We start from the raw sequence: 19,781 nt of genomic DNA on the forward strand, positions 1-19,781 counted from the left end.
CAGTTGAAGTGGGCGGCGTGCGGGGAGAGAGGGACGTTCATGTCGCCGGCGGGGCGTGCTGGCCTCTTGCGGTTGCGCACGGCAGAGCAGCGCACCTCGGCGCGAGCGCGCCGCGGACCCGCCGTGAGGTGTGACTGCAGCGATACGCCGACCGGGAGCCGGCTTCACCGGCGCGGTGTACGTCGCGCTACCCAGCCTTCGGCTGTGGGTGGGGGCTCAGGTTCCCAGGCCGGCGTCTCGTGCCAGGAGGGCGGCCTGTACTCGGTTTTCGCAGTTCAGTTTGGCGAGGATGCGGCTCACGTACGTTTTGACCGTGGCCTCGCTCATATGGATCCGCTGGCCGGCGTCCGCGTTGGACAGGCCCTCGCCCAGCAGTGCCAGGACCTCCAGCTCACGGTCCGACAGGCTCTCCAGCCGGCGGCGGGCCTGCTCGGCGCGGCGTGCGCTCTGGCCGGATGCCAGGGAGTCCACGACGTGACGGGTGGCGCCCGGTGACAGGTAGGCGTCCCCGGCCACGGCGGCCCGGACCGCACGCATCAGCTCCGCGGGCGCCGAGTCCTTGAGCAGGAAGCCCGCGCTGCCTTCGGCCAGGGCGCGCAGCACGTTCTGCTGTTCCCCGAAGGTGGTGAGGATCAGCACCCGTGCATCAGGGGCGGCCCGGCGGAGTTCGGCCAGGGCCGTCAGCCCGTCCATGACCGGCATCTGGATGTCAAGCAGCACGACGTCCACGCGCTGGGCGCGGGCCAGTTCGACCGCTTCGCGGCCGTTCGCCGCCTCCGCGACGACGTCGATGTCGTCGGCCGAGGTGAGAATCATCCTGATACCCGCCCGGATGAGCGGCTCGTCATCCGTGACGAGAACCTTGATCACGAGTCTCCTGCGCCCTCTTGAACGGTCATAGCTGGGGCCGTTCGTCATCATCCCCGATCAGGTGGCCCGCCGGGGACATCACGACGACGTTCCCCCTTACGTCGTGACCTCGAAGGATTTCTTCTCGATCAACGTGCCGTCCTTGAAGCAGAACCGGAAGACAGGGTCCTTCCCCCAGATGCTGCCGAACTCCGTGGAATTGAGGCTGAGGCACTTCGCCCCCTCCGGCACGGGCGGTGCGCCCTTGTCGAGGCCTTCGGCCAGGAACGTGGCGCCGTCCGGCAACTGCTTGCGCACCTCGGCCTCGGGCCGGCCCACCTTCACCGCTGCGTACTCCTTCGGTTCGATCATTGCCTTGTCCATTTCGCTCATGAGGAAGATCCCACCGACGACGCCGGTCACCAGCAGCAGGGCGATCAGTGCCGCCACACCGCAACCGATGGCTATGCCGCTGCATCTCTTGCCCCTGCTCCTTGCCTTGGCCAGCTCCTTCGGCCGACCGTTCCATTCGATGACCGGATCAGTTTCGCCGAGCGAACCCGCCGAAATCTGCTGCCGAAAGTCGGCGGTTGGATCAACGAACGTCGCCATTGCCCTGCTGGGCAAGGAACCCGTGGCACCGGCGTCCGACGAGGTGTACGGCAGCACACCCGCCAGCCGGAAGCCGCCGTCCGCCATCGGGCCCGCATGCACCATGCCTCCGACGACCCGGGCCCTCTCCTCGAGCCCGGTCAGCCCCTGACCGCCGCTCACCACGCTCCGGCCGTCGTCCGCGATCCCGGGCGCGGGACCGTTCGCGATCTCCACGACCAACGAGTCCGGTTCATAGCGCAGTGCGATGGTGATCGAGGCGCCCGGGGCGTGCTTGTGGGCGTTGGTCAGGCCCTCCTGGGCTATCCGGTACGCCGCGTGACCGGCGGCCGGGGCGAGCGGGCGCACCTCGCCCGAGCGCCGCAGCTCCACGGCCGTACCGGCGCTCCGGGACACCGCCACCAAGCGCTCGATGCCTGCCACCCCTCGCGCAGACGCCTTGGCGTCCTCCTCTCCCATGGCCTCAAGGGCAGGGGCGGGGGTGTCTCCGGGGGGCGCCGAGGGAGCGGCCCCGTCCCCCGGGTCGTGGGCACCGTCCCGCAGCAGCCCCACCACCTCGCGCAGCTCGTGCATCGCGCCCACCGACGCCTCCCGCAGCACCCCCACGGCCTCCCGCTGCCGCCCGGTCAGCTCGCGGTCCACCTCCAGCGCTCCGGTGTGCACCGAGATGAGGGCGAGCTGATGGCCGAGGCTGTCGTGCATGTCCTGCGCGATGCGCTGGCGCTCGCGCATGCGGGCCTGTCCGACGATCATCGCGCGTTCGCGCAGCAACTGGGTGTTGTACTCCCGCAGGGTGTCCAGCAGCGTGCGCCGCTGTGACCAGTAGCGGCCGGCGAGGCCGGGAACGACGGTCGTGACCAGCGTCACCAGGACGCCTATGCCCAGAATCGCCGGCGTGACACGGGGCCACTCCTGCCAGAGTTCCAGGCCGAAGCTGAGGGCATACGCAAAGGCGAAGGTGCCGGTCGCCCTGCCGACCCCGACGATCCGGCGGCCGGCCGACCAGCCGACGACGGGGGTCAGCGGGGCGAGACCGGCGAACGCGGCCGCACCCACGATGGTCACCAGCAGGACGGTCCCGGGCAGCACCCGGCGCAGCTGCAACAGCAGTCCGGCAGCCAGAGCGACGGTAATGATCTGTACCGCGTCACCGTGGCGCAGGGCCTCGATCACCGCCGCCGACGTCCCCAGCACCAGGCTCAGCAGCAATTCGCCCACAATGCGCCCGAGCGGCCACATCCCGGGATCGAAGAGAGTCCTGCCCGGATCGGCCAGCCGCTGGAACGCCCCACGCAGCCTTGCCGCCGGCGCCTGGCGAGCGCGCCTCACCCGCTCCATACCTTCCACACCTGTCACGGAGCCACGTTAAGCACCCCTTCCCGCCGCCGATACCACCCTTCGTCGCGACGTACAGCAACCAAAGTCGTGCCGACGACTCCGGCGTCTCACCGTCACCTCAGGTGCCCTCGTCCTCCTCCCCCGACACCGCCTCGCCCAGAGCCTCCGCCAGCACCTCTGCCAGATGACGTCCCGGCCGGTCGCCCAGCTGATCGAGTTGGGTGCGGCAGGAGAATCCGTCCGCAAGAACCTCTGTCCCCTCGGGGGCTTCCCTTACGGCGGGCAGGAGTTGGTCCTCGGCGCAGGCCACCGAGACGTCGTAGTGGCCGCGCTCGAAGCCGAAGTTGCCGGCCAGGCCGCAGCAGCCGCCGGTCAGCCGGCCGGTGAGGCCCGCGCGCTCGCGCAGGCGGCGGTCGGCGGCGTCGCCGAGGACCGCGTGCTGGTGGCAGTGGGTCTGGCCGGCTACGGGGCGGTCGATGCGTGGGGGCTGCCAGTCGGGGGCCAGCTCCTCCAGGGCCTGCGCGAAGGTCTTCACGGAGCGGGACAGTTGGGCGGCACGGGGGTCGTCGGGCAGCAGTTCCGGGAGGTCCGTGCGGAGGGCGGCGGCGCAGCTGGGTTCGAGGACGACCAGGGGGCGGCCGTCACGGAGGAGGGGGCTCAGGGTCTCGACCGTGCGGCGCATGACGGTGCGGGCCTGGTCGAGCTGGCCGGTGGAGACATAGGTCAGGCCGCAGCACAGGGGGCGGTGCAGGCGGGGCAGGCTGGGCTGGGGCAGGGCGCCGCCCGGCCGGCGCAGCGGGGCGGTGGGCGGCAGGAGCGGGCGCAGTCCGGCCGCCTCCAGGACGCGTACGGCGGCGCGGCCGACCTCCGGGGAGAGGTGGTTGGTGAAGGTGTCGGGCCACAGGATGACCGTGCGGCCGCCGGCCGGGGCCCCGGCGTTGGCCGCCGTCTTGCGCCGGCGCCACCACCAGCGGGTGAACGTCTCCGTGGCCAGCCGGGGGATCGGGCGTTCGGGTGCGATCCCGCCGAGGCGTTTGGCGACGGCGGCCAGCGGTGTACGGGCGAGGGCGTTGAGGACAGGGGCGGCGGGGGCCGCGGCCCGCAGCCACTGGGGGAGGCGGCCCATGGAGTAGTGGGCGGCGGGGCGCAGCCGGCCCTTGTAGTGGTGGTGCAGGAACTCCGCCTTGTAGGTGGCCATGTCGACCCCTACGGGGCAGTCGCTGCGGCAGCCCTTGCAGGACAGGCACAGGTCGAGGGCGTCGCGTACCTCCGGCGACTGCCAGCCGTCCGTGATCACCTCGCCCGCCAGCATCTCGTGCAGCAGCCGGGCCCGGCCGCGGGTGGAGTGCTGCTCCTCCCCGGTAGCCCGGAAGGACGGGCACATCACGTCCGTCGAGCCCGGGGCGGTGGTGGCGTTACGGCACTTGGCGACGCCGACGCAGCGCCGTACGGCCGCGGAGAAGTCCCCGTGGTCGTGCGGGTAGCCGAACTCGACCGGGACCGGGCGCTTGGGCAGCAGTTCGAAGCGCAGGTTCTCGTCGAGGCGGGCGGGACGGACCAGCATGCCGGGGTTGAGCCCGGCGGCCGGGTCCCAGAGCGACTTGAACCGTTCGAAGACGCCGACGAGCTCGGAGCCGTACATCTTCGGGAGCAGTTCGGCGCGGGCCTGGCCGTCGCCGTGTTCGCCGGAGAGCGAGCCGCCGTGCGCGACGACCAGCTCGCCCAGGTCGTGGGAGAACTCCCGGAAGCGGCGGATGCCGGGGTCGGTGAGCAGATCGAAGTCGATACGGATGTGGATGCAGCCGTCGCCGAAGTGGCCGTAGGGGGTGCCGCGCAGGCCGTGCTGGGCGAGCAGGGCGCGGAAGTCCCGCAGATACGGGCCGAGCTGTGCCGGGGGAACGGCGCAGTCCTCCCAGCCGGGCCAGGCCTCACTGCCGTCGGTCAGCCGGGTGGCGGTGCCGGAGGCGTCCTCGCGGATGCGCCACAGGGCGCGCTGGCCGGCCGGGTCGGTGACGAGGGTGTGGTCGGTGGCGCCGTCCGAGGCCGCCGCCCGGCACAGTGCCTCGGCGCGGGCCGCCGCCGCGCCGGGGCTCGCGCCGCCCATCTCGACGAACAGCCAGGCGCCGCCCTTGGGCAGCCCGGCCGCGTCGCCCACCAGGTCGGCAGCCATCCCCTCGACGGTCATCGGCTTGTACGGAAGGAGGGTGTGCGCGGCCTCGGCGGCGGCGCTCTCGTCGGGGTAGCCGAGGACGGCCAGGGCACGGGCGGCCGGGGTCTCCACGAGCCGTACGGTCGCCTCGGTCAGCACCCCGAGGGTGCCCTCGCTGCCGGTGAGGGCACGGGCGAGGTCGGTTCCCGCTTCCGGGAGCAGCGCGTCCAGGGCGTAGCCGGAGATCCGGCGCGGGAGGTCGGGGTAGCCGGTGCGCAGCAGCGCCAACTCGGCGTCGACCAGCGCTTTCACGCCGTCCCGCAGGCGCGGCGGGAGTCCGGTGGGGGCACCGGTGCGGTCCGTGCCGCGGCCGGCCCGTACCTGCTCGCCGCCATATGTCAGCAGCTCCAGTTCGCGGACGCTGTCGGCGGTGGTGCCCCAGGCCACCGAGTGCGAGCCGCAGGAGTTGTTGCCGATCATGCCGCCGAGGGTGCAGCGGCTGTGGGTGGAGGGGTCGGGGCCGAAGGTCAGTCCGTGCGCTCCGGCCGCCGCCCGCAGGTCGTCCAGGATGACGCCGGGCTGGACGACGGCGGTGCGGGCGGCGGGGTCCAGGGACACGATGCGCCGCATGTGCCGGGTGAAGTCCAGCACCACGCCGACGCCGGTCGCCTGCCCGGCGATACTGGTCCCGCCGCCGCGCGGCACCACCGGTACCCCGTGCTCCCGGCACACCCGCAGCGCCGCCGCGACATCCTCGGCGTCCCGGGGCGCGACCACCGCCCTGGGCACCCGCCGGTAGTTGGACGCGTCCATCGTCATCAGCGCCCGGTCGGCCGCGGCGAACGAGACCTCCCCCCGCACCGCGGCCGCCAACTCCTTCTCCAGGTTCCGCTTCTCCGTCTCCGTACGATCAGCCATGTCTCCAGCCTGCCCACTGGGGCGGGTTCATGGGCGGTGGGCGGGGCCGATCGTCGGGGCGAGTCGCGGCCAGGGGCGGGGCGAGTCGTGGCCCTCAGCCGGAGGGGACGGCCGTCAGCCGGGAAGGAACGACCGTCAGCCGGAGAGGAACAGCCGTCAGCCGGGAAGGGAAGCGGCGACCGGCGTCCGGCCCGCCCCAACGGCCCCGCCCGGGTGGAAGCGAAAGACGTTCTCCGGGTCATGGCGGGCCTTGAGCCCGGCCAGCCGCCGGTGCTCGTCGGCGTCGTGCACACTGCGCGCCACCTCTTCGGCATCCGGCCGCTCCCCGTGCCCGCCGAAGAGGAAGTTCACGCTCCGGCCGAGCCGCCAGGGCGCGACGGCCGCCAGCGCCTCGGCGTGCAGCGCCCGTACGGTCGTGACGGCGGCATCGGGCCGCCCGTCGGAGCACCGCATATCGGGGGCGCCCGGCCCCTCGCCCGCTTCCGGTCCGATCAGCGGCGACAGCAGCCGCAGGGCGAACCGGGCGTCCCGGTGGCCGACGGAACCGGCCGCCCCATCTGGCCCGCCCGGCTTCGCCATCGCGCCCCCGAGGTGGTTGAGCTGGACCACGCACATGACCGGGGCGGCGGGCCCGGTCAGTCCCACCACCCGCTGCAGCGCGGCCGCGTCCAGCCCGCTGAGCAGTGCGTTGTCTCCGTCGTAGGCATGCGGATCACTCGGGTCGCGGTGAATGGTGTGCGACTCGGCGTACGGCATCTCGCGCAGGTCGTCGCTCACCCGCGGCCCCACCGCCCGCAGCGGCGCCACCAGCCGCTCACCCTCCGCGGCGCTCCCCGTAGAGGCGATCCGGATGTGCAAGAGGTAGCGGCCGCGCAGCGCCTCGGGCAGCTGCGGGAGGTCCGGGTACACGATCAGCGCGAGCGACGAGGTCAGCTCGTCAGGGACGGTCGCGGTCCAGTCCAGATACGCCGCCAGCGCCGCGTCGATCCGGTCCTCGCCGAACACCAGCTGCCCGCCGTACAGCCGCGCCACCGGCACCAGTCCGAACTCCATCGCGGTCACCACCCCCAGGCCGTGGCCGCCGCCGAGCAGCGCCCGGAACAACCCGGGGTCGGTCTCCGCGGTGACGTGCCGCAGCCGGGCGTCGGCGGTGACGAGGGCGACGGACCGCACGTGATCGGCGGCGAAGCCATACGTACGGGCCAGCACCCCGATGCCGCCCCCGAGGGTGTACGAGATGACGCCCACGCCCGGGGAGGAGCCGTTGAGCGGCGCGAGCCCGTAGGGGGCCGCGGCCTCGACGACCTGTCCCCATACGGCGCCCGCCTCGGCCCGCGCGGTGCCGGCCGCCGCGTCCACCCGCACCCCCGCCATCCGCCGGGTACTGATCAGCAGCCCGCCGTCGGTGGCCGAGGACAGCCCGTGCCCGGTGGCCTGGACGGCGACCGGCAGGCCCTGCGCGCGGGCGAAGCGCACCGCGGCGACGACGTCCCCGGCGCACTCCGCGCCGACGATCACGGCGGGCCGGTGCCGGTACGCCCGCTGGAACCCGGACCGTTCGGCGTCGTAGCCGTCGTCTCCGGGGACGAGCACGGGGCCCCGGCACTCCCGGACCAGGGCGGGGAGGGCGGGGAGGGCGGGGAGGGCGGGGAGGGCGGCGGGGTCGTATGCGTAGGTGCCGGCATTGGTGTCGGCCTGGCCGTATGGGTTGTCGGCGTGGTGCGCCCGTGCGAGGTGGTTGTTCTCCATACCGCGCACCCTGCCGCGATAACGTGACACCCGCCGTCATATATAAAGTCGCCTGTGAAATCGGACCGGCTGCTCTCGATCCTGCTGCTCCTCCAGACCCGTGGCCGGGTGCCGGCCGCGGAGCTCGCCGAGCGGCTGGAGGTCTCCACCCGGACCGTCTACCGCGATATCGAGTCGCTGTCGACGGCCGGGGTGCCGGTCTATGCCGAACGCGGTCGGCACGGCGGGATCGCGCTGCTGCCCGGCTTCCGTACGGATGTCACGGGGATGACCACCGACGAGGCGCGCGCCCTGTTCATCCTGGCCGCGCAGGGCGCACACACCGCCCTCGGCCTGGACGAGGCGCTGGGCTCGGCGCTGCGCAAGGTGATGGCGGCGCTGCCCGCCCCGCACCGTCCTGCCGCGGAGCTGGCCGGCAGCCGCATCCTGGTCGACCCCGACAAGTGGATGAGCGGCCCGCGCCCCGCCGTCGACCTGGACGAGCTGCACACCGCCGTCTTCACCGACCGGCGGCTGCGCATCCGTTACCGCCACAGCGGCGAGACCCGGCTGCGGACGTACACCGTCGACCCGTACGGGTTGGTCGCCAAGGCAGGCACCTGGTACCTCGTCGCGGACCGGCGCGGCCGGCCACAGCTCTTCCGCGCCGACCGGGTGGCCTCGGCAACCCTCACCGACGCCCCCGTACGGCGCCGCGCGGGCGTCGAGCTCGCCGGGGTCTGGCAACAGCTGCGGCGCCAGGTCGAGGACCGGCCCGCGGACGTCAGGGTGACCGCCCGGATCCGCCGCAACCGCCTCGACCTCGCCGTACGGATCCTTGGCGCGGCGCTGACCGGACCACCCCGTACGGGTGACACCGGGGACTCCGGAAACGGCGAGAACTCCGGAAGCGGCGAGAACTCCGGTACCGGCAGGGCGACTGACGACACCGGGACCCACGAGGAGGGCGAGGAGAAGGACGCCACCGGGAACACCGAAAACGACTGGGCAATCATCGAGCTGGCCTACCCGGTCATCAGCGCCGTCCGTCAACTGCTCCAGTTCGGCGACTCCCTCGAAGTGCTCGACCCGCCCGAGGCCCGCCGGGTGATGGCCGACGCCGCGGCCGCCCTCACCACCGTCTACGCGGACGACCAACCCGAGCGCCCCACCACCGGGTAGCTCCCCGCGCCCCACCACCGGGTAGCGCGTCGCCCCTCCGGAATCCCCTCCGGAATCCCCTCCGGAATCCCCTCCGCGATCCCTTCCGGAATCCCCTCCCGAACCGTCCACCGTACGAGCACCCGGCATCTCATCCGCTGGACGTGCCGCCGAACCCCGCAGCACAACGGATTAGGCTTCCCCCGTGGCTGATATCCAGATCCCCGCTGACATCAAGCCCGCCGACGGACGCTTCGGCGCGGGCCCCTCCAAGGTGCGTACGGAGGCGCTCGGCGCCCTCGCCGCCACCGGTAGCTCCCTTCTCGGCACGTCCCACCGCCAGGCCCCGGTCAAGAACCTGGTCGGCAAGGTGCGCGACGGCGTACGCGACCTCTTCCAGCTCCCCGAGGGCTACGAGGTCGTGCTCGGCAACGGCGGCTCCACCGCGTTCTGGGACATCGCGACGCACGGCCTGATCGAGCGCAAGTCCCAGCACCTCAGCTTCGGTGAGTTCTCCTCGAAGTTCGCCAAGGCAGCCAAGCTGGCGCCGTGGCTGGACGAGCCCACCGTCCTCTCCGCCGACCCGGGCAGCCACCCGGACCCGCAGGCGGAAGCGGGTGTGGACGTCTACGGCTTCACCCACAACGAGACCTCGACCGGTGTCGCCGCCCCCATCAAGCGGGTCGCGGGCGCCGACGAGGGCGCGCTGGTCCTGGTCGACGCCACGTCCGGCGCCGGCGGCCTGCCCGTGGACATCGCCGAGACCGACGTCTACTACTTCGCCCCGCAGAAGTCGTTCGCCTCCGACGGCGGTCTGTGGCTGGCGGCCTTCTCCCCCGCCGCCCTGGAGCGCGCCCGCGCCATCCACGCGTCCGGCCGCCACATCCCGGAGTTCTTCTCGCTGCCCACCGCGATCGACAACTCCCTCAAGAACCAGACGTACAACACCCCTGCGCTCTCCACCCTCTTCCTGCTCAACGAGCAGCTGGAGTGGATCAACGGCCAGGGCGGCCTGGACTGGGCGGTCGGCCGCACCGCCGCCTCCTCGCGCACCCTCTACGGCTGGGCCGAGGACTCCAAGTACGCCACCCCGTTCGTCACCGACTCGGCCAAGCGCTCGCAGGTCATCGGCACCATCGACTTCGACGACAACATCGACGCCGCGGCCGTCGCCAAGGCCCTGCGCGCCAACGGCATCGTCGACACCGAGCCCTACCGCAAGCTCGGCCGCAACCAGCTGCGGATCGCGATGTTCCCGGCGATCGACCCGTCGGACGTCGAGGCCCTGACGGCCTGCATCGACCATGTGATCGCCAAGCTGTAACCGGCTGACGGCACCACGACCACGCACCACCAGCACCAGCACCAGCACCACCACCACCACGGGCCCCGGCGGGCGAACCGCCGGGGCCCGTTCGCTGCCCGGGTCCGGTCCACGCCCGGCAGCTCAGCGACTCAGCCGCCGGAAGCGCCGTACCGCCAGCGGCAGGAAGACCGCAGTGAGGGCGACCGGCCAGAGCACCGCCATCAGCACCGCATGCTGTTCGACCCAACTGCCGCCCTTCGTGGCCGGGTTGCCGAAGAGCTCCCGGATGGCGCCGGCCGTCGAGGAGACCGGGTTCCACATGGCGATCGTGCCCAGCCAGTCCGGCATCATCGACGGCGGGGTGAACACGCTGGAGATCATGCCGAAGGGGAAGGCAACGGCGTACAGGCCGCCGGCCGATTCCTGGTTGGGCGCCAGGAGTCCGAGATAGACCCCGATCCAGGTGAGGGCGAAGCGCAGGAGCAGCAGCAGACCGAAGGCGGCGAGGGTGGCAGCCGGGCTGCCGTGGGAGCGCCAGCCGACGACCACGGCGATGGCGGCCAGCACCACGAGGTCGACGGCCGCGCCGATCACATCCGCGACCCCGCGCCCGCTGACCACGGCGGACGTCGCCATCGGCAGGGAGCGGAACCGGTCGGTGACCCCGTGGTCCCGGTCGACGACGATGGCCACCGCGGTGTTCATGAAACCGAAGGAGATCGTCATCGCGAAGATGCCGGGCATCGCGAACGTCGGGTAGTCCACCCCGTCGCCGACGTTCATCGCGCTGCCGAAGACATAGACGAAGAGCAGCACGGAGACGATCGGGAAGCCCAGCTGCCAGGCGATGATCACGGGCTGCCGGACGAGATGGGTCAGATCCCGGCGGACGATGGTCAGACAGTCGGCGAAGGCCCAGTAGAGACGGCGCGCGGGGCCGTCGTCCGCACCGGCCGGCCTCCAGGGGGCGGGGCCGTCGTCGCAGGGGATCCGTGGCACGGTGTCGGCGCTCATGCGGCTGCCTCCTTCCCGGCCTCGGCCGTACTGCGACCGGTGGCCGTACCGCGACCGGTGGCCGTGCCGCGCCCCGTGAGGCGCAGAAAGACCTCGTCGAGCGTCGGACGGCGCAGCCCGATGTCCTCGACGCCGATGCCCTCGTCCTGGAGGGTGCGCGCGACCTCGGTCAGTGCCGCGACGCCTTCCGTCACCGGGGCGCCGACCCGCCGCTCCGCCTCGTCCGTCGTGGGCGGTACGCCGTTCGCGGCGACCCGGGCCACGGCCCGCACCGCGTGCGGGAGGCCGGCCGGCTCGCGCAGCACCACCTGCAGGCGTTCGCCGCCGACCTGCCGCTTCAGCTCGGCGGGCGTACCGTCGGCGATGGTCCGCCCGTGTTCGATGACGGAGATCCGGTCGGCCAACTGGTCCGCCTCGTCGAGGTATTGGGTGGTCAGCAACACGGTGGTGCCGGTCGCGGCGAGCCGGCGGACGGCCTCCCAGACCTCGTTGCGGCCGCGCGGGTCGAGGCCGGTGGTCGGCTCGTCCAGGAACAGCACCTCGGGTGCGAGGATCAGGCTCGCGGCGAGGTCGAGGCGGCGGCGCATCCCGCCGCTGTAGGTGCGGGCGGATTTCTCGCCCGCGTCGCCCAGCCCGAACTGGTCCAGCAGCTCCGTCGCGCGCGCCCGCGCCCGGCGGGCGCCCAGGTGGAAGAGCCTGCCGAACATCTCCAGGTTCTGGCGGCCGGTCAGGATGCCGTCCACGGCGGCATCCTGGCCCGCCAGTCCGATCCGGGCGCGCACCCGCTGCGGCGACCGCGTCACCTCGTGTCCGGCGACCGTCGCCCGTCCGCCGTCCGGCCGCAGCAGGGTGGCCAGGATGCGCACGACGGTGGTCTTGCCCGCGCCGTTCGGCCCGAGCAGGCCGTGCACCGTGCCGCGGTGGACGGCGAGGTCGAGGCCGTCCAGAGCCCGCTTGTCGCCGTACCGCTTCTCCAGGCCCTCCGCGAGAACCGCCGCATCCGGCGGTGGCGATGGCGACGGTGGTGCCTGCGCGGCGGCCGCCGCCCCCGCCTCTCCCCCTGCTCCGCACCCTGCCCCGTCCATCCTGCCGGTCATCGTCGAACCCCCTCCGGTCGAAAACTGGGTACACCGTACCCGATTACGCGTACGCCGTACCCAGTTTTTGCCGGGCGGCATAGGATGACCGCACGATGACGACGACAGAACACAGCGGCGGCGGCGATATCTCACGCAGCCTGGAGCTGCTTTGGGGCCTCGGCGACCGGCCCAGCCGCGGCCCCAAACCGGGCCTCACCCTCGACCGCATCGTCACCACGGCGGTGGCGGTCGCCGATGCCGACGGGCTCGGCGCCCTGTCCATGCGCCGGGTCGCCACCGACCTCGGCGTCGGCACCATGTCCCTCTACCGCTACGTCCCGGGGAAGGCCGAACTCCTCGACCTGATGCTCGACAAGGTCTCCGCTTTCGACACCGAGGCCCACCCCGAGCCCGCCGCAGGCTGGCGCCCCGCGCTCGAAGCCCTCGCCCGCGACGACTGGCGGCGGCACCAACGGCACCCCTGGCTGCTCCAGGTAGACCAGGCCCGCCCGCTGCTCGGCCCCAGCGCCCTGGACGCAATGGAGTACGCGCTGCGCGCCCTGGCCGGCACCGGTCTCACCGACCGCGAGAAGGTGCACGTCATGGTGTCCTTCGGCGGCTTCGTCATCGGCACCGCCCGCACCGAGCTCAACTCCGCCCTCGCCGAGAAGCGGACCGGCGTCAGCAACGCGGACTTCTGGCAGGCGCAGGAGCCGGTCCTGTCCAAGGCGATGCTGAGCGGCCGCTACCCCGCCCTCGCCGGCCTGGACCAGGACACCTTCACCGATGACGGCCCCTCGGTCTTCGAACTGGGCCTGACCGCACTCCTGGACGGATTCGAAGCACTCATCGCCGCCCGCACCGCCCGAACGGACGCACCATGAAGTGACGAAACGGGCCGAATGTGCCTGTATGGGAGCCATGACGAACCCCCCGAGCCCCGGCCTCGCCCCCTTCGAGCGGCAAGGGGCGATCCTGCTGACCACGTACAAGCGGGACGGCACCGGTGTCGGCACGCCGATGAACATCGCCGTCGACGGCGATCACGCCTATCTGCGGACGTACGGCAGCGCCTGGAAGGCCAAGCGGATGCGGAACTTCCCCGAGGTGGAGATCTGCGCCTCCACCTGGCGGGGCCGTCCCACCGGGCCCACCGTTCCTGCGCGGGTGCGGCTGCTGGACCCGCAGACCCGGGAGTACCGGCGGGCCGAGCGCTCGCTGACCCGGAAGTACCCCCTGATCCACGGGCTGTTCGTACCGCTGCTGCACCGGCTGAAGAGGGAGCGGACGCTGCATTACGAGCTGCGGCTGGTCGAAGGCGGGCCCGGGGATCAGGGTAGGGCCGGGGAGTAGAGCGGGTCAGGGAACCGGGCGCGGCCGGGTCCCACTGAGGCGGTCGCGGCGACCGCTCAGGCATCCCGGGTGGGCCCGTGTGTCACCTTCGCCAGAACAGGTGATGCGTCACGCCGCTCGGGCTGGGCACGACGTCGAGGTGGAACCGGTCGAGCAGTTCATCGGGCGACTCCCAGAGCCGTGTCCCGGATCCGAGCTCCCTCTGCGAGACGGCCACATGCAGGGTGTCCACGAGGCCGGCGTCAAGGAACTCCCGGATGGTCGTGGCCCCGCCACCGAGTCGGACGTCCTCGCCCTGCGCGGCCTCCCGCGCCTGCTCGAGGACCGTGGCCGGGTCGCCGCCGACGAAGTGGAACGTGGTGTCGGAGAGCGTGAGCGGAGGACGCTCGTGGTGGGTCATGACGAACACCGGGGTGTGGAACGGGGGCTCGTCACCCCACCAGCCGTTCCACTCATGGTCGCTCCAGGGGCCGCGATAGGGCCCGAACTTGTTACGGCCCATGATCTCGGCGCCGATGTTGCGTGCGTAGTCCCGCGTGAAGTAGTCGTCGAGGCCGCGGCTGCCTCCGGGGTCGGTGCGCATGGGCCAGCTCGCCGTGGCGCCGGCCCAGGCGAAAAGCTCCCCGGGGTCCGCATGGCCGAACGGTCTCTCCAAGCTCTGGTGCTCACCGGCACCGAACCCATCACGCGAGACATTGAAGTTCTGGACTCTCAGCAGCTGAGCCACGCGTTTCCTCCTGCCGTTGTCGATACCGATGTCGGTATCGGTATCGGTATCGGGGGCGAGTCAGTGTCGGGGTGACGGCGGTGTCGCGGACGACGTCGGGGCCGGGGAGACTGTCGGAGCCGAGGAGACTGTCGGGGCCGGCCGGCGGGACTGTCGGAGCCGGGCGAACTCATCGCCACGGCTGTGGCAAAGACCCGCCCTACCGCCGCCGCAGCAGCCTGCGCACCCAGACGACCAGTGCCGTGGCCACCGCGAGGATCACCGCTCCCTTGATGAAGCCGGGGTCCAGGTCCGTCCCCTGACTGCCCTTGCCGGCCTGGCCGCCTGCGCCGTCGCCGTTCGACGGGTCGTCCTTCACCGAGTCCGGCAGCTGAGCGTCGCTCAGGCCGACCGGCTTGACCTCGCTGTCGTTGCCCTCCGAGCCGTACATCAGGGTGCGGCCGTCGGGGGTGAAGGTGACCGATTCGCCCTGCTGCTGGATCGGTACGCCCACACTGCCGAGGTCCTTCGGGCGGCCGTCCTGCCAGCGGAAGATCCGGGCGCCGAAGTAGCTGCGCAGCACCAGACGGGTGCCGTCGGGGGAGAACGCACCGTCGGTCACCCACAGATCGACCGGCGCGGCCTTGCGGAAGACGTTGGTGCCGGAGGTGGTGAGCCGCTGCGGGCCCGCGTAGAGGGCGCCGCCGCCGTCCTGCTTCTTGCTGGCGATGTAGACCCGGCCGGTCTTGGGGTGCACCATCAGCGCTTCGGCGTCCCGTGGCCCGTCGGCGTACTTCACATCGAACTGGGTCGCCGTCACCGTCGCGTCGCGCAGCTTCTTCGGTTCGGGAAAGCGGTAGATCCAGACGTGATCCCAGCTGCCGCCGAGGTTGTCGCCGATATCGCCGAGGTAGATGTTGCCGTCCGGGCCGGTCGAAATGGCCTCGACATCACGCGGCTTGCCGATGCCGCGCAGCGTGATCCGGGCGACCGTACGGCCGGAGCGGCCGTCGACCGCGTAGACGTAGGGGCCGTCGTCGCTGTCGTTGTGGGTCCAGTAGATCCCGGGGTGCGCCCGGCTGGCGGCCAGGCCGCTGGACTCGGTGATCCGGGGATCGCCGATGGTGAAGCCGTCGGGCTCGTCGGCGGCGGCGGGCACCACGGCCGCCGACCACAGGATTCCCGCGGCACCGGCCGCGCACAGAAGCGAACGCATGGGCACAGACTGCCATCCCCGGCCACCGGACGTGGGCGCAAGCCACCGGCCTCCGCCCCGTCGGCCGCACCGCGTCGGCCCTCCCCTCACCGCACCGCGGGCCGGGCGTGTCCAGCGTCACGTACCGAGCAGTAGGGGGTCTCGGCCATCATGGCCGGATGAGGATCATGTTCGTCGGTGACTCGATGACCATTGGGAGCACCGGCGATTTCACGTGGCGCTACCGGATGTGGCAGCACCTGAACGCGACGTTCGACGGCCCGTACGCCATCGTCGGACCACGCCACACGCTTCACGACCCGGCCACGGGCGCCCCCACCTCCACCGCCTACGCCGACCCCGGCTTCCCCGAGGAGGCCCGCCGCCACCTCGCCGGCTGGGGCGAGGGTTGGCTGCACATGGCGCCGCTGATCGGTGACATGGTGCGCCGCTACGAAGCCGACACCCTGCTGGTCTCGCTCGGCCTGATCGACCTCGGCTTCTACACCAACGCCGAGCAGACCGCCCAGAACGTGCGGGAGTTCATGGCCCGGGCCCGGACGGCGGCGCCGCACCTGCGGGCGGTGCTGATGCCGGTGATACCCAATGTGCGGGCGGTGGAGGACCCCCCGTTCGGCGCGCAGTGCGAGCGCTTCAACGAACTGCTGGCCAAGGCCGTCGCCGATCTCTCCACCCCCGCCTCGCCGTTGCTGCTGGCCTCCGAACCGGACGGCTGGGAGATCGACCGCGCCACCTACGACGGGACGCATCCGTCGGAGTCGGGGGAGCGACTGCTCGCGGGGGCGTTCGCCGGGGCGATGCATCAGGCATGGGGCGTCGGGGCGGCGTACGGGGTGCTGTCCTCGCGCTGAGGGTTGCGCGGGCGGTGTGCTGTCCTCCCGCTGAGAGTTGCGGGCGGTGCGCTGTCCTCCCGCTGAGCAAGGCGGGGCGGTGTGCCGGGGAGGTGCCCCTACGGACGCGTCCACGAGTCGGCCAGTGCGCACAGCTCCGCCAGTGCCGCCTCCGTGCGCGCGCGGTCGCCGGTGACCAGGAAGTCGGTCTGCAGGCCCGCGTAGGCGCTGTTGAGGAAGGTGGCGTGCACCCGCGCCACGTCGGGGGCGAGGCCGCGGGCCTGCAGAGCCCCGGCCACGAATGCGGCGCGGTCCGCGAGGAACTTCGGGACCCGGCCGCCGAGCCGGCCGGCCGCCGCCAGCCCCTCGATCTCATGGATGAGCCGGGTCGCCCCGATGTTCCCGGGCTCCAGATGGCGCCGCCAGGAATCCCGCACGATCGCGCCGATACCGCGCGAGGTGTCGTCCCAGCCCTCGGTGGCCCGCAGTTGCCCGTGCTGGATCTCGTCCAGCCGCTCCAGCACGGCGGTGAGCAGATCGTCCTTGTCCGCGAAGTGGTGGGTGATCACCCGAGTGCTGTGCCCCAGCGCCTGGGCCAGCGGGCGGAGCGAGAGGCCCGCGATCCCGGTCTCGGCCAAGTGGTCGATGACCGCGTCCAGGATTTCGGTACGACGGTGCGGGTCGCGGGGCCTGGCCATCGGTCGGACTCCTAGCGGTGCGGGGGTCTTCGGGCGACCCACCTTAATTAGGGAAACGAATGTTACGTTAACGGCATGTCCGCCACTCCCGCGCCGCGGCGACGCCTTCCCGCCCCCTGGCTCTGCGCCCTCACCCTGTGCGCGTTCGCCCTCCAGACCGATGACTTCGTGATCACCGGCGTACTGCCCGCCCTCGCCCGCGGGCTGACGGTCAGCCAGGCCGCGGCCGGGCAGCTCGTCACCGTCTTCTCCGTCGTCTGCGCCGTGGCCGCCCCGATCGCCGCCGTCGGCACCGCGCGGCTCCCCCGGCGCCGCCTTCTGACCACGGCCCTGGCACTCTTCTGCGTCGCCAACTTCGCGGTACTGCCGACGAGTTCGTATGCCGCGCTGATGGCACTGCGCGTACTGGCCGCGCTGGCCGCAGCCGTGGCCCTGCCCGCCGTCCTCGCCGTGACCGCCCAGCTCGCCCCGCCGGAGCGCCGGGGCCGCAGCCTGGCCACCGTCATGGCCGGGCTGACCGGCGCGGTGGTGATCGGCGTCCCGGCCGGCACCTGGACCGGTGCGGCTCTGGGCTGGCGGGCCACCTTCGCCCTCGGCGGGGTGCTCGGGCTCGCCGCGCTGCTCCTCCTCCGCGTCACCCTTCCCCCGCTGCCGCCCGTCCCCGCCGCCTCGCTCACCGCACGCCTCCGCCCGCTGAGCCGGCCTGCCGTCCTGGTCACCCTGCTCGCCGCGGTCGTCGCCGTCCTGGGAAACCTGCTGCTGCAGACCTATCTCGCGCCCTTTCTGTACGACCTCTGCGGCATCACCGCCACCACGCTCGGCTGGCTGCTGGTGCTCACCGGCGTCGCCGGCATCTCGGGCGCCCGGGCGGGCGGCACGCTGGTGGACCGCTGGGGCGCCGGGGCCGCCTTCGCGACGGCGGCGGCGGTCTTCGCCGCTGCGACAGCCGGGCTCGCGCTGTGCGGGGCGCTACGGCCGGCCCCGCTCGGCTTCGTCGCCCCACTGCTGGTCATCTGGGCCGCAGCGGCCTGGGCGGTGCCGCCCGCCGTACAGACCCGGGTGCTGGCGCTGGCCGGCCCCGAACACGGACCGCAGGCGCTCGCGCTCACCAGTAGCGCCGTGTACGCCGGGGCCTCGCTGGGCGGCGCGCTCGGTGGCCGGCTGCTCGCCTCGCACGGCACCGGCGCACTGCCGGTGGCGGCGGCCTGCTGCGCACCGGCCGCGCTCCTGCTCTTCGCCACGGCCGGACGCCGGCCCTCGGACGGCCCCTCCGAGACGGAAACTTCCGAGGCCGGTACCTCCGAGGCGGGAACCTCTCCCGCCTGACCACGGCAGGGGACGTACGGTCAACGGGTCATGCCTGCCGCGCCCGCCGCGCCGCGGACTTCCCCGCGCGGTCCTTGCGTCGAGCGCACTCCAAGGCGTTGGCTGGACCACCATGAAGTACACGCAGCTCGGACGCACCGGACTCAAGGTCAGCCGACTCGTCCTCGGGACGATGAACTTCGGGCCTCAGACGGACGAGGCCGCCAGTCACACCATCATGGACGCGGCGCAGGGCGCGGGCGTCAACTTCTTCGACACCGCCAATGTCTACGGATTCGGCGCCGACAAGGGCCGTACCGAGGAGATCGTCGGCAGTTGGTTCGCCAAGGGCGGCGGCCGGCGGGACAAGACCGTGCTGGGCACCAAGGTCTACGCCAACATGGGGGTGGAGGGCGACAAGGTCTGGCCCAACCACGACAAGCTCTCCGCGGTCAACATCCGGCGCTCGGTGGAGGCCAGCCTCAAGCGGCTGGGCACCGACTACATCGACCTCTACCAGTTCCACCACGTCGACCGGGACACCCCCTGGGACGAGATCTGGCAGGCCATCGACGTCCTCGTCCAGCAGGGCAAGGTCCTCTACGCCGGCTCGTCCAACCACGCGGGCTGGCACATCGCCCGGGCCAACGAGGCGGCCGCCCGGCGCGGTTCGCTGGGCCTGGTCAGCGAGCAGTGCCTCTACAACCTCGCCGAGCGGCGCGCCGAGATGGAAGTCATCCCGGCCGCCCGGGGCTACGGCCTGGGCGTCATCCCGTGGTCCCCGCTGCACGGCGGGCTGCTGGGCGGGGCCCTGCGCAAGGAGCGCGAGGGCGGCGCGGGCCGCTCGGGCGTCGGCCGCTCGGCCGATGCCCTCGCCAACTCCACGATCCGGGCCCGGATCGAGTCCTACGAGGACCTGCTCGGCAAGCACGGTCTGGAGCCCGGCGAGGTCGCGCTGGCCTGGCTCCTGACGCGTCCCGGCGTCACCGGGCCGATCGTCGGCCCCCGCACGACGGACCAGCTCGCCTCCGCGCTGCGCGCCGTCGAACTGTCCCTCCCGGACGATCTTCTCGCCTCGCTCGACGAGATCTTCCCCGGGCCCGGCCCGAGCCCGGAGGCCTTCGCCTGGTGATCTTCACCTGGTGAGCGGGCCGCGTGCCCGGCAGCCGGTCGGACCGGCCGCCGGGCGCGCGGCAGCGGCCACGGCAGCGGTCAGTGCAGCGCCGCCGCCACGGCTACGACGATGAGCAGGACGGCAAGCAGGCCGGACATGATCCGGTTACGGGTTTTGGGGTCCACCCCTTGAGCGTAACCGGGACCGGTCAGCAGGTTTCGGCGGCCCGGGGCTGCCCGGCCGGCCTCGGGGGCCGGGCGGGCAGGGCAGCAGCACGGCGGCCGCTCGGTAGCACGGCAGCCGGACAGCGGCACGGCAGCCGCTTGGTGGCGGGGCGGCCGTTCAGCGGCCCGGCGACAGCTCGCTGGCGCGGCAACCGGACAGCGGCACGACTGCCGCCCGGTG

Annotated in this window: 16 protein-coding genes; 7 read left to right on the forward strand and 9 right to left on the reverse strand. The window is 72.5% G+C overall.

From position 1 onward, the window contains the following. Nucleotides 1–216: 216 nt before the first annotated feature. The 4 genes from D9V36_RS17940 to D9V36_RS17955 all read right to left on the reverse strand — a co-directional run bounded on the left by D9V36_RS17940 (nt 217) and on the right by D9V36_RS17955 (nt 7,615). The gene (locus D9V36_RS17940; RefSeq protein ID WP_129294678.1) at nt 217–870 is read right to left on the reverse strand and encodes a response regulator transcription factor; all 654 of its coding nucleotides are present in this window, start codon (nt 868–870) and stop codon (nt 217–219) included. A gap of 96 nt (nt 871–966) precedes the next feature. Beyond that, entirely contained in the window at nt 967–2,700 is a 1,734-nt protein-coding gene (locus D9V36_RS17945) for a sensor histidine kinase (RefSeq protein WP_129298498.1), read from the reverse strand. A gap of 217 nt (nt 2,701–2,917) precedes the next feature. Beyond that, nucleotides 2,918–5,866 carry an FAD-binding and (Fe-S)-binding domain-containing protein gene (locus tag D9V36_RS17950; protein WP_129294679.1) on the reverse strand — a complete coding sequence of 983 codons (2,949 nt, stop codon included), beginning with the start codon at nt 5,864–5,866 and terminating at the stop codon, nt 2,918–2,920. A gap of 156 nt (nt 5,867–6,022) precedes the next feature. Continuing rightward, nucleotides 6,023–7,615, reverse strand: coding sequence for an FAD-binding oxidoreductase (locus D9V36_RS17955; protein WP_129294680.1), 1,593 nt, complete (start codon nt 7,613–7,615; stop codon nt 6,023–6,025). A 54-nt stretch (nt 7,616–7,669) separates the two neighbouring features. Here D9V36_RS17955 and D9V36_RS17960 point away from each other — a divergent pair, with 54 nt between their 5' ends. Next, the gene (locus tag D9V36_RS17960; RefSeq protein ID WP_129294681.1) at nt 7,670–8,776 is read left to right on the forward strand and encodes a helix-turn-helix transcriptional regulator; all 1,107 of its coding nucleotides are present in this window, start codon (nt 7,670–7,672) and stop codon (nt 8,774–8,776) included. A gap of 184 nt (nt 8,777–8,960) precedes the next feature. Beyond that, nucleotides 8,961–10,079, forward strand: a complete 1,119-nt coding sequence (gene serC, locus D9V36_RS17965) for a phosphoserine transaminase (protein ID WP_129294682.1) — start codon at nt 8,961–8,963, stop codon at nt 10,077–10,079. Between the two features lie 123 nt (nt 10,080–10,202). On the opposite strand, the gene D9V36_RS17970 is transcribed toward serC, so the two are convergent. Further along, the gene (locus tag D9V36_RS17970) at nt 10,203–11,075 is read right to left on the reverse strand and encodes an ABC transporter permease (protein ID WP_129294683.1); all 873 of its coding nucleotides are present in this window, start codon (nt 11,073–11,075) and stop codon (nt 10,203–10,205) included. Then, complete coding sequence (locus tag D9V36_RS17975) at nt 11,072–12,172, reverse strand: ATP-binding cassette domain-containing protein (protein ID WP_241720918.1); 1,101 nt, start codon at nt 12,170–12,172, stop codon at nt 11,072–11,074. The genes D9V36_RS17970 and D9V36_RS17975 overlap by 4 nt, the downstream gene beginning before the upstream one ends. Nucleotides 12,173–12,267: 95 nt before the next feature. Between D9V36_RS17975 and D9V36_RS17980 the strand changes: the two genes are divergently transcribed. Further along, the gene (locus D9V36_RS17980; RefSeq protein WP_129294684.1) at nt 12,268–13,038 is read left to right on the forward strand and encodes a TetR/AcrR family transcriptional regulator; all 771 of its coding nucleotides are present in this window, start codon (nt 12,268–12,270) and stop codon (nt 13,036–13,038) included. 37 nt (nt 13,039–13,075) lie between these two features. After that, nucleotides 13,076–13,507, forward strand: a complete 432-nt coding sequence (locus D9V36_RS17985; RefSeq protein WP_129294685.1) for a PPOX class F420-dependent oxidoreductase — start codon at nt 13,076–13,078, stop codon at nt 13,505–13,507. Between the two features lie 82 nt (nt 13,508–13,589). On the opposite strand, the gene D9V36_RS17990 is transcribed toward D9V36_RS17985, so the two are convergent. Beyond that, a complete protein-coding gene (locus tag D9V36_RS17990; protein WP_129294686.1) occupies nt 13,590–14,234 on the reverse strand; it encodes a dihydrofolate reductase family protein in 645 nt (214 codons plus the stop codon). A gap of 199 nt (nt 14,235–14,433) precedes the next feature. Then, complete coding sequence (locus tag D9V36_RS17995; protein ID WP_129294687.1) at nt 14,434–15,429, reverse strand: hypothetical protein; 996 nt, start codon at nt 15,427–15,429, stop codon at nt 14,434–14,436. 167 nt (nt 15,430–15,596) lie between these two features. On the opposite strand from D9V36_RS17995, the gene D9V36_RS18000 reads away from it, so the two are divergent. Continuing rightward, the gene (locus tag D9V36_RS18000; protein WP_129298499.1) at nt 15,597–16,280 is read left to right on the forward strand and encodes a GDSL-type esterase/lipase family protein; all 684 of its coding nucleotides are present in this window, start codon (nt 15,597–15,599) and stop codon (nt 16,278–16,280) included. A 98-nt stretch (nt 16,281–16,378) separates the two neighbouring features. Here the strand turns inward: D9V36_RS18000 and D9V36_RS18005 are convergent, their stop codons facing one another. Then, nucleotides 16,379–16,957, reverse strand: coding sequence for a TetR/AcrR family transcriptional regulator (locus D9V36_RS18005; RefSeq protein ID WP_129294688.1), 579 nt, complete (start codon nt 16,955–16,957; stop codon nt 16,379–16,381). A gap of 75 nt (nt 16,958–17,032) precedes the next feature. Between D9V36_RS18005 and D9V36_RS18010 the strand changes: the two genes are divergently transcribed. Both D9V36_RS18010 and D9V36_RS18015 read left to right on the forward strand, forming a co-directional pair. Beyond that, nucleotides 17,033–18,283, forward strand: a complete 1,251-nt coding sequence (locus D9V36_RS18010) for an MFS transporter (RefSeq protein WP_129294689.1) — start codon at nt 17,033–17,035, stop codon at nt 18,281–18,283. 112 nt (nt 18,284–18,395) lie between these two features. Continuing rightward, the gene (locus D9V36_RS18015; RefSeq protein WP_129294690.1) at nt 18,396–19,394 is read left to right on the forward strand and encodes an aldo/keto reductase; all 999 of its coding nucleotides are present in this window, start codon (nt 18,396–18,398) and stop codon (nt 19,392–19,394) included. Nucleotides 19,395–19,781 lie beyond the last annotated feature (387 nt).

The sequence above is a fragment of the Streptomyces lydicus genome (assembly GCF_004125265.1).
GTDB lineage: Bacteria > Actinomycetota > Actinomycetes > Streptomycetales > Streptomycetaceae > Streptomyces > Streptomyces lydicus_C.

Bases quoted from the DNA above. Each gene is read 5' to 3' on its own strand.
- D9V36_RS17995 (WP_129294687.1), bottom strand. From the start codon at position 15,429: ATGCGTTCGCTTCTGTGCGCGGCCGGTGCCGCGGGAATCCTGTGGTCG.
- D9V36_RS18010 (WP_129294689.1), top strand. From the start codon at position 17,033: ATGTCCGCCACTCCCGCGCCGCGGCGACGCCTTCCCGCCCCCTGGCTC.
- D9V36_RS18005 (WP_129294688.1), bottom strand. From the start codon at position 16,957: ATGGCCAGGCCCCGCGACCCGCACCGTCGTACCGAAATCCTGGACGCG.
- D9V36_RS18015 (WP_129294690.1), top strand. From the start codon at position 18,396: ATGAAGTACACGCAGCTCGGACGCACCGGACTCAAGGTCAGCCGACTC.
- D9V36_RS17945 (WP_129298498.1), bottom strand. From the start codon at position 2,700: ATGTGGCCGCTCGGGCGCATTGTGGGCGAATTGCTGCTGAGCCTGGTG.
- D9V36_RS17975 (WP_241720918.1), bottom strand. From the start codon at position 12,172: ATGACCGGCAGGATGGACGGGGCAGGGTGCGGAGCAGGGGGAGAGGCG.
- D9V36_RS17970 (WP_129294683.1), bottom strand. From the start codon at position 11,075: ATGAGCGCCGACACCGTGCCACGGATCCCCTGCGACGACGGCCCCGCC.
- D9V36_RS17950 (WP_129294679.1), bottom strand. From the start codon at position 5,866: ATGGCTGATCGTACGGAGACGGAGAAGCGGAACCTGGAGAAGGAGTTG.
- D9V36_RS17955 (WP_129294680.1), bottom strand. From the start codon at position 7,615: ATGGAGAACAACCACCTCGCACGGGCGCACCACGCCGACAACCCATAC.
- D9V36_RS18000 (WP_129298499.1), top strand. From the start codon at position 15,597: ATGTTCGTCGGTGACTCGATGACCATTGGGAGCACCGGCGATTTCACG.
- D9V36_RS17980 (WP_129294684.1), top strand. From the start codon at position 12,268: ATGACGACGACAGAACACAGCGGCGGCGGCGATATCTCACGCAGCCTG.
- D9V36_RS17985 (WP_129294685.1), top strand. From the start codon at position 13,076: ATGACGAACCCCCCGAGCCCCGGCCTCGCCCCCTTCGAGCGGCAAGGG.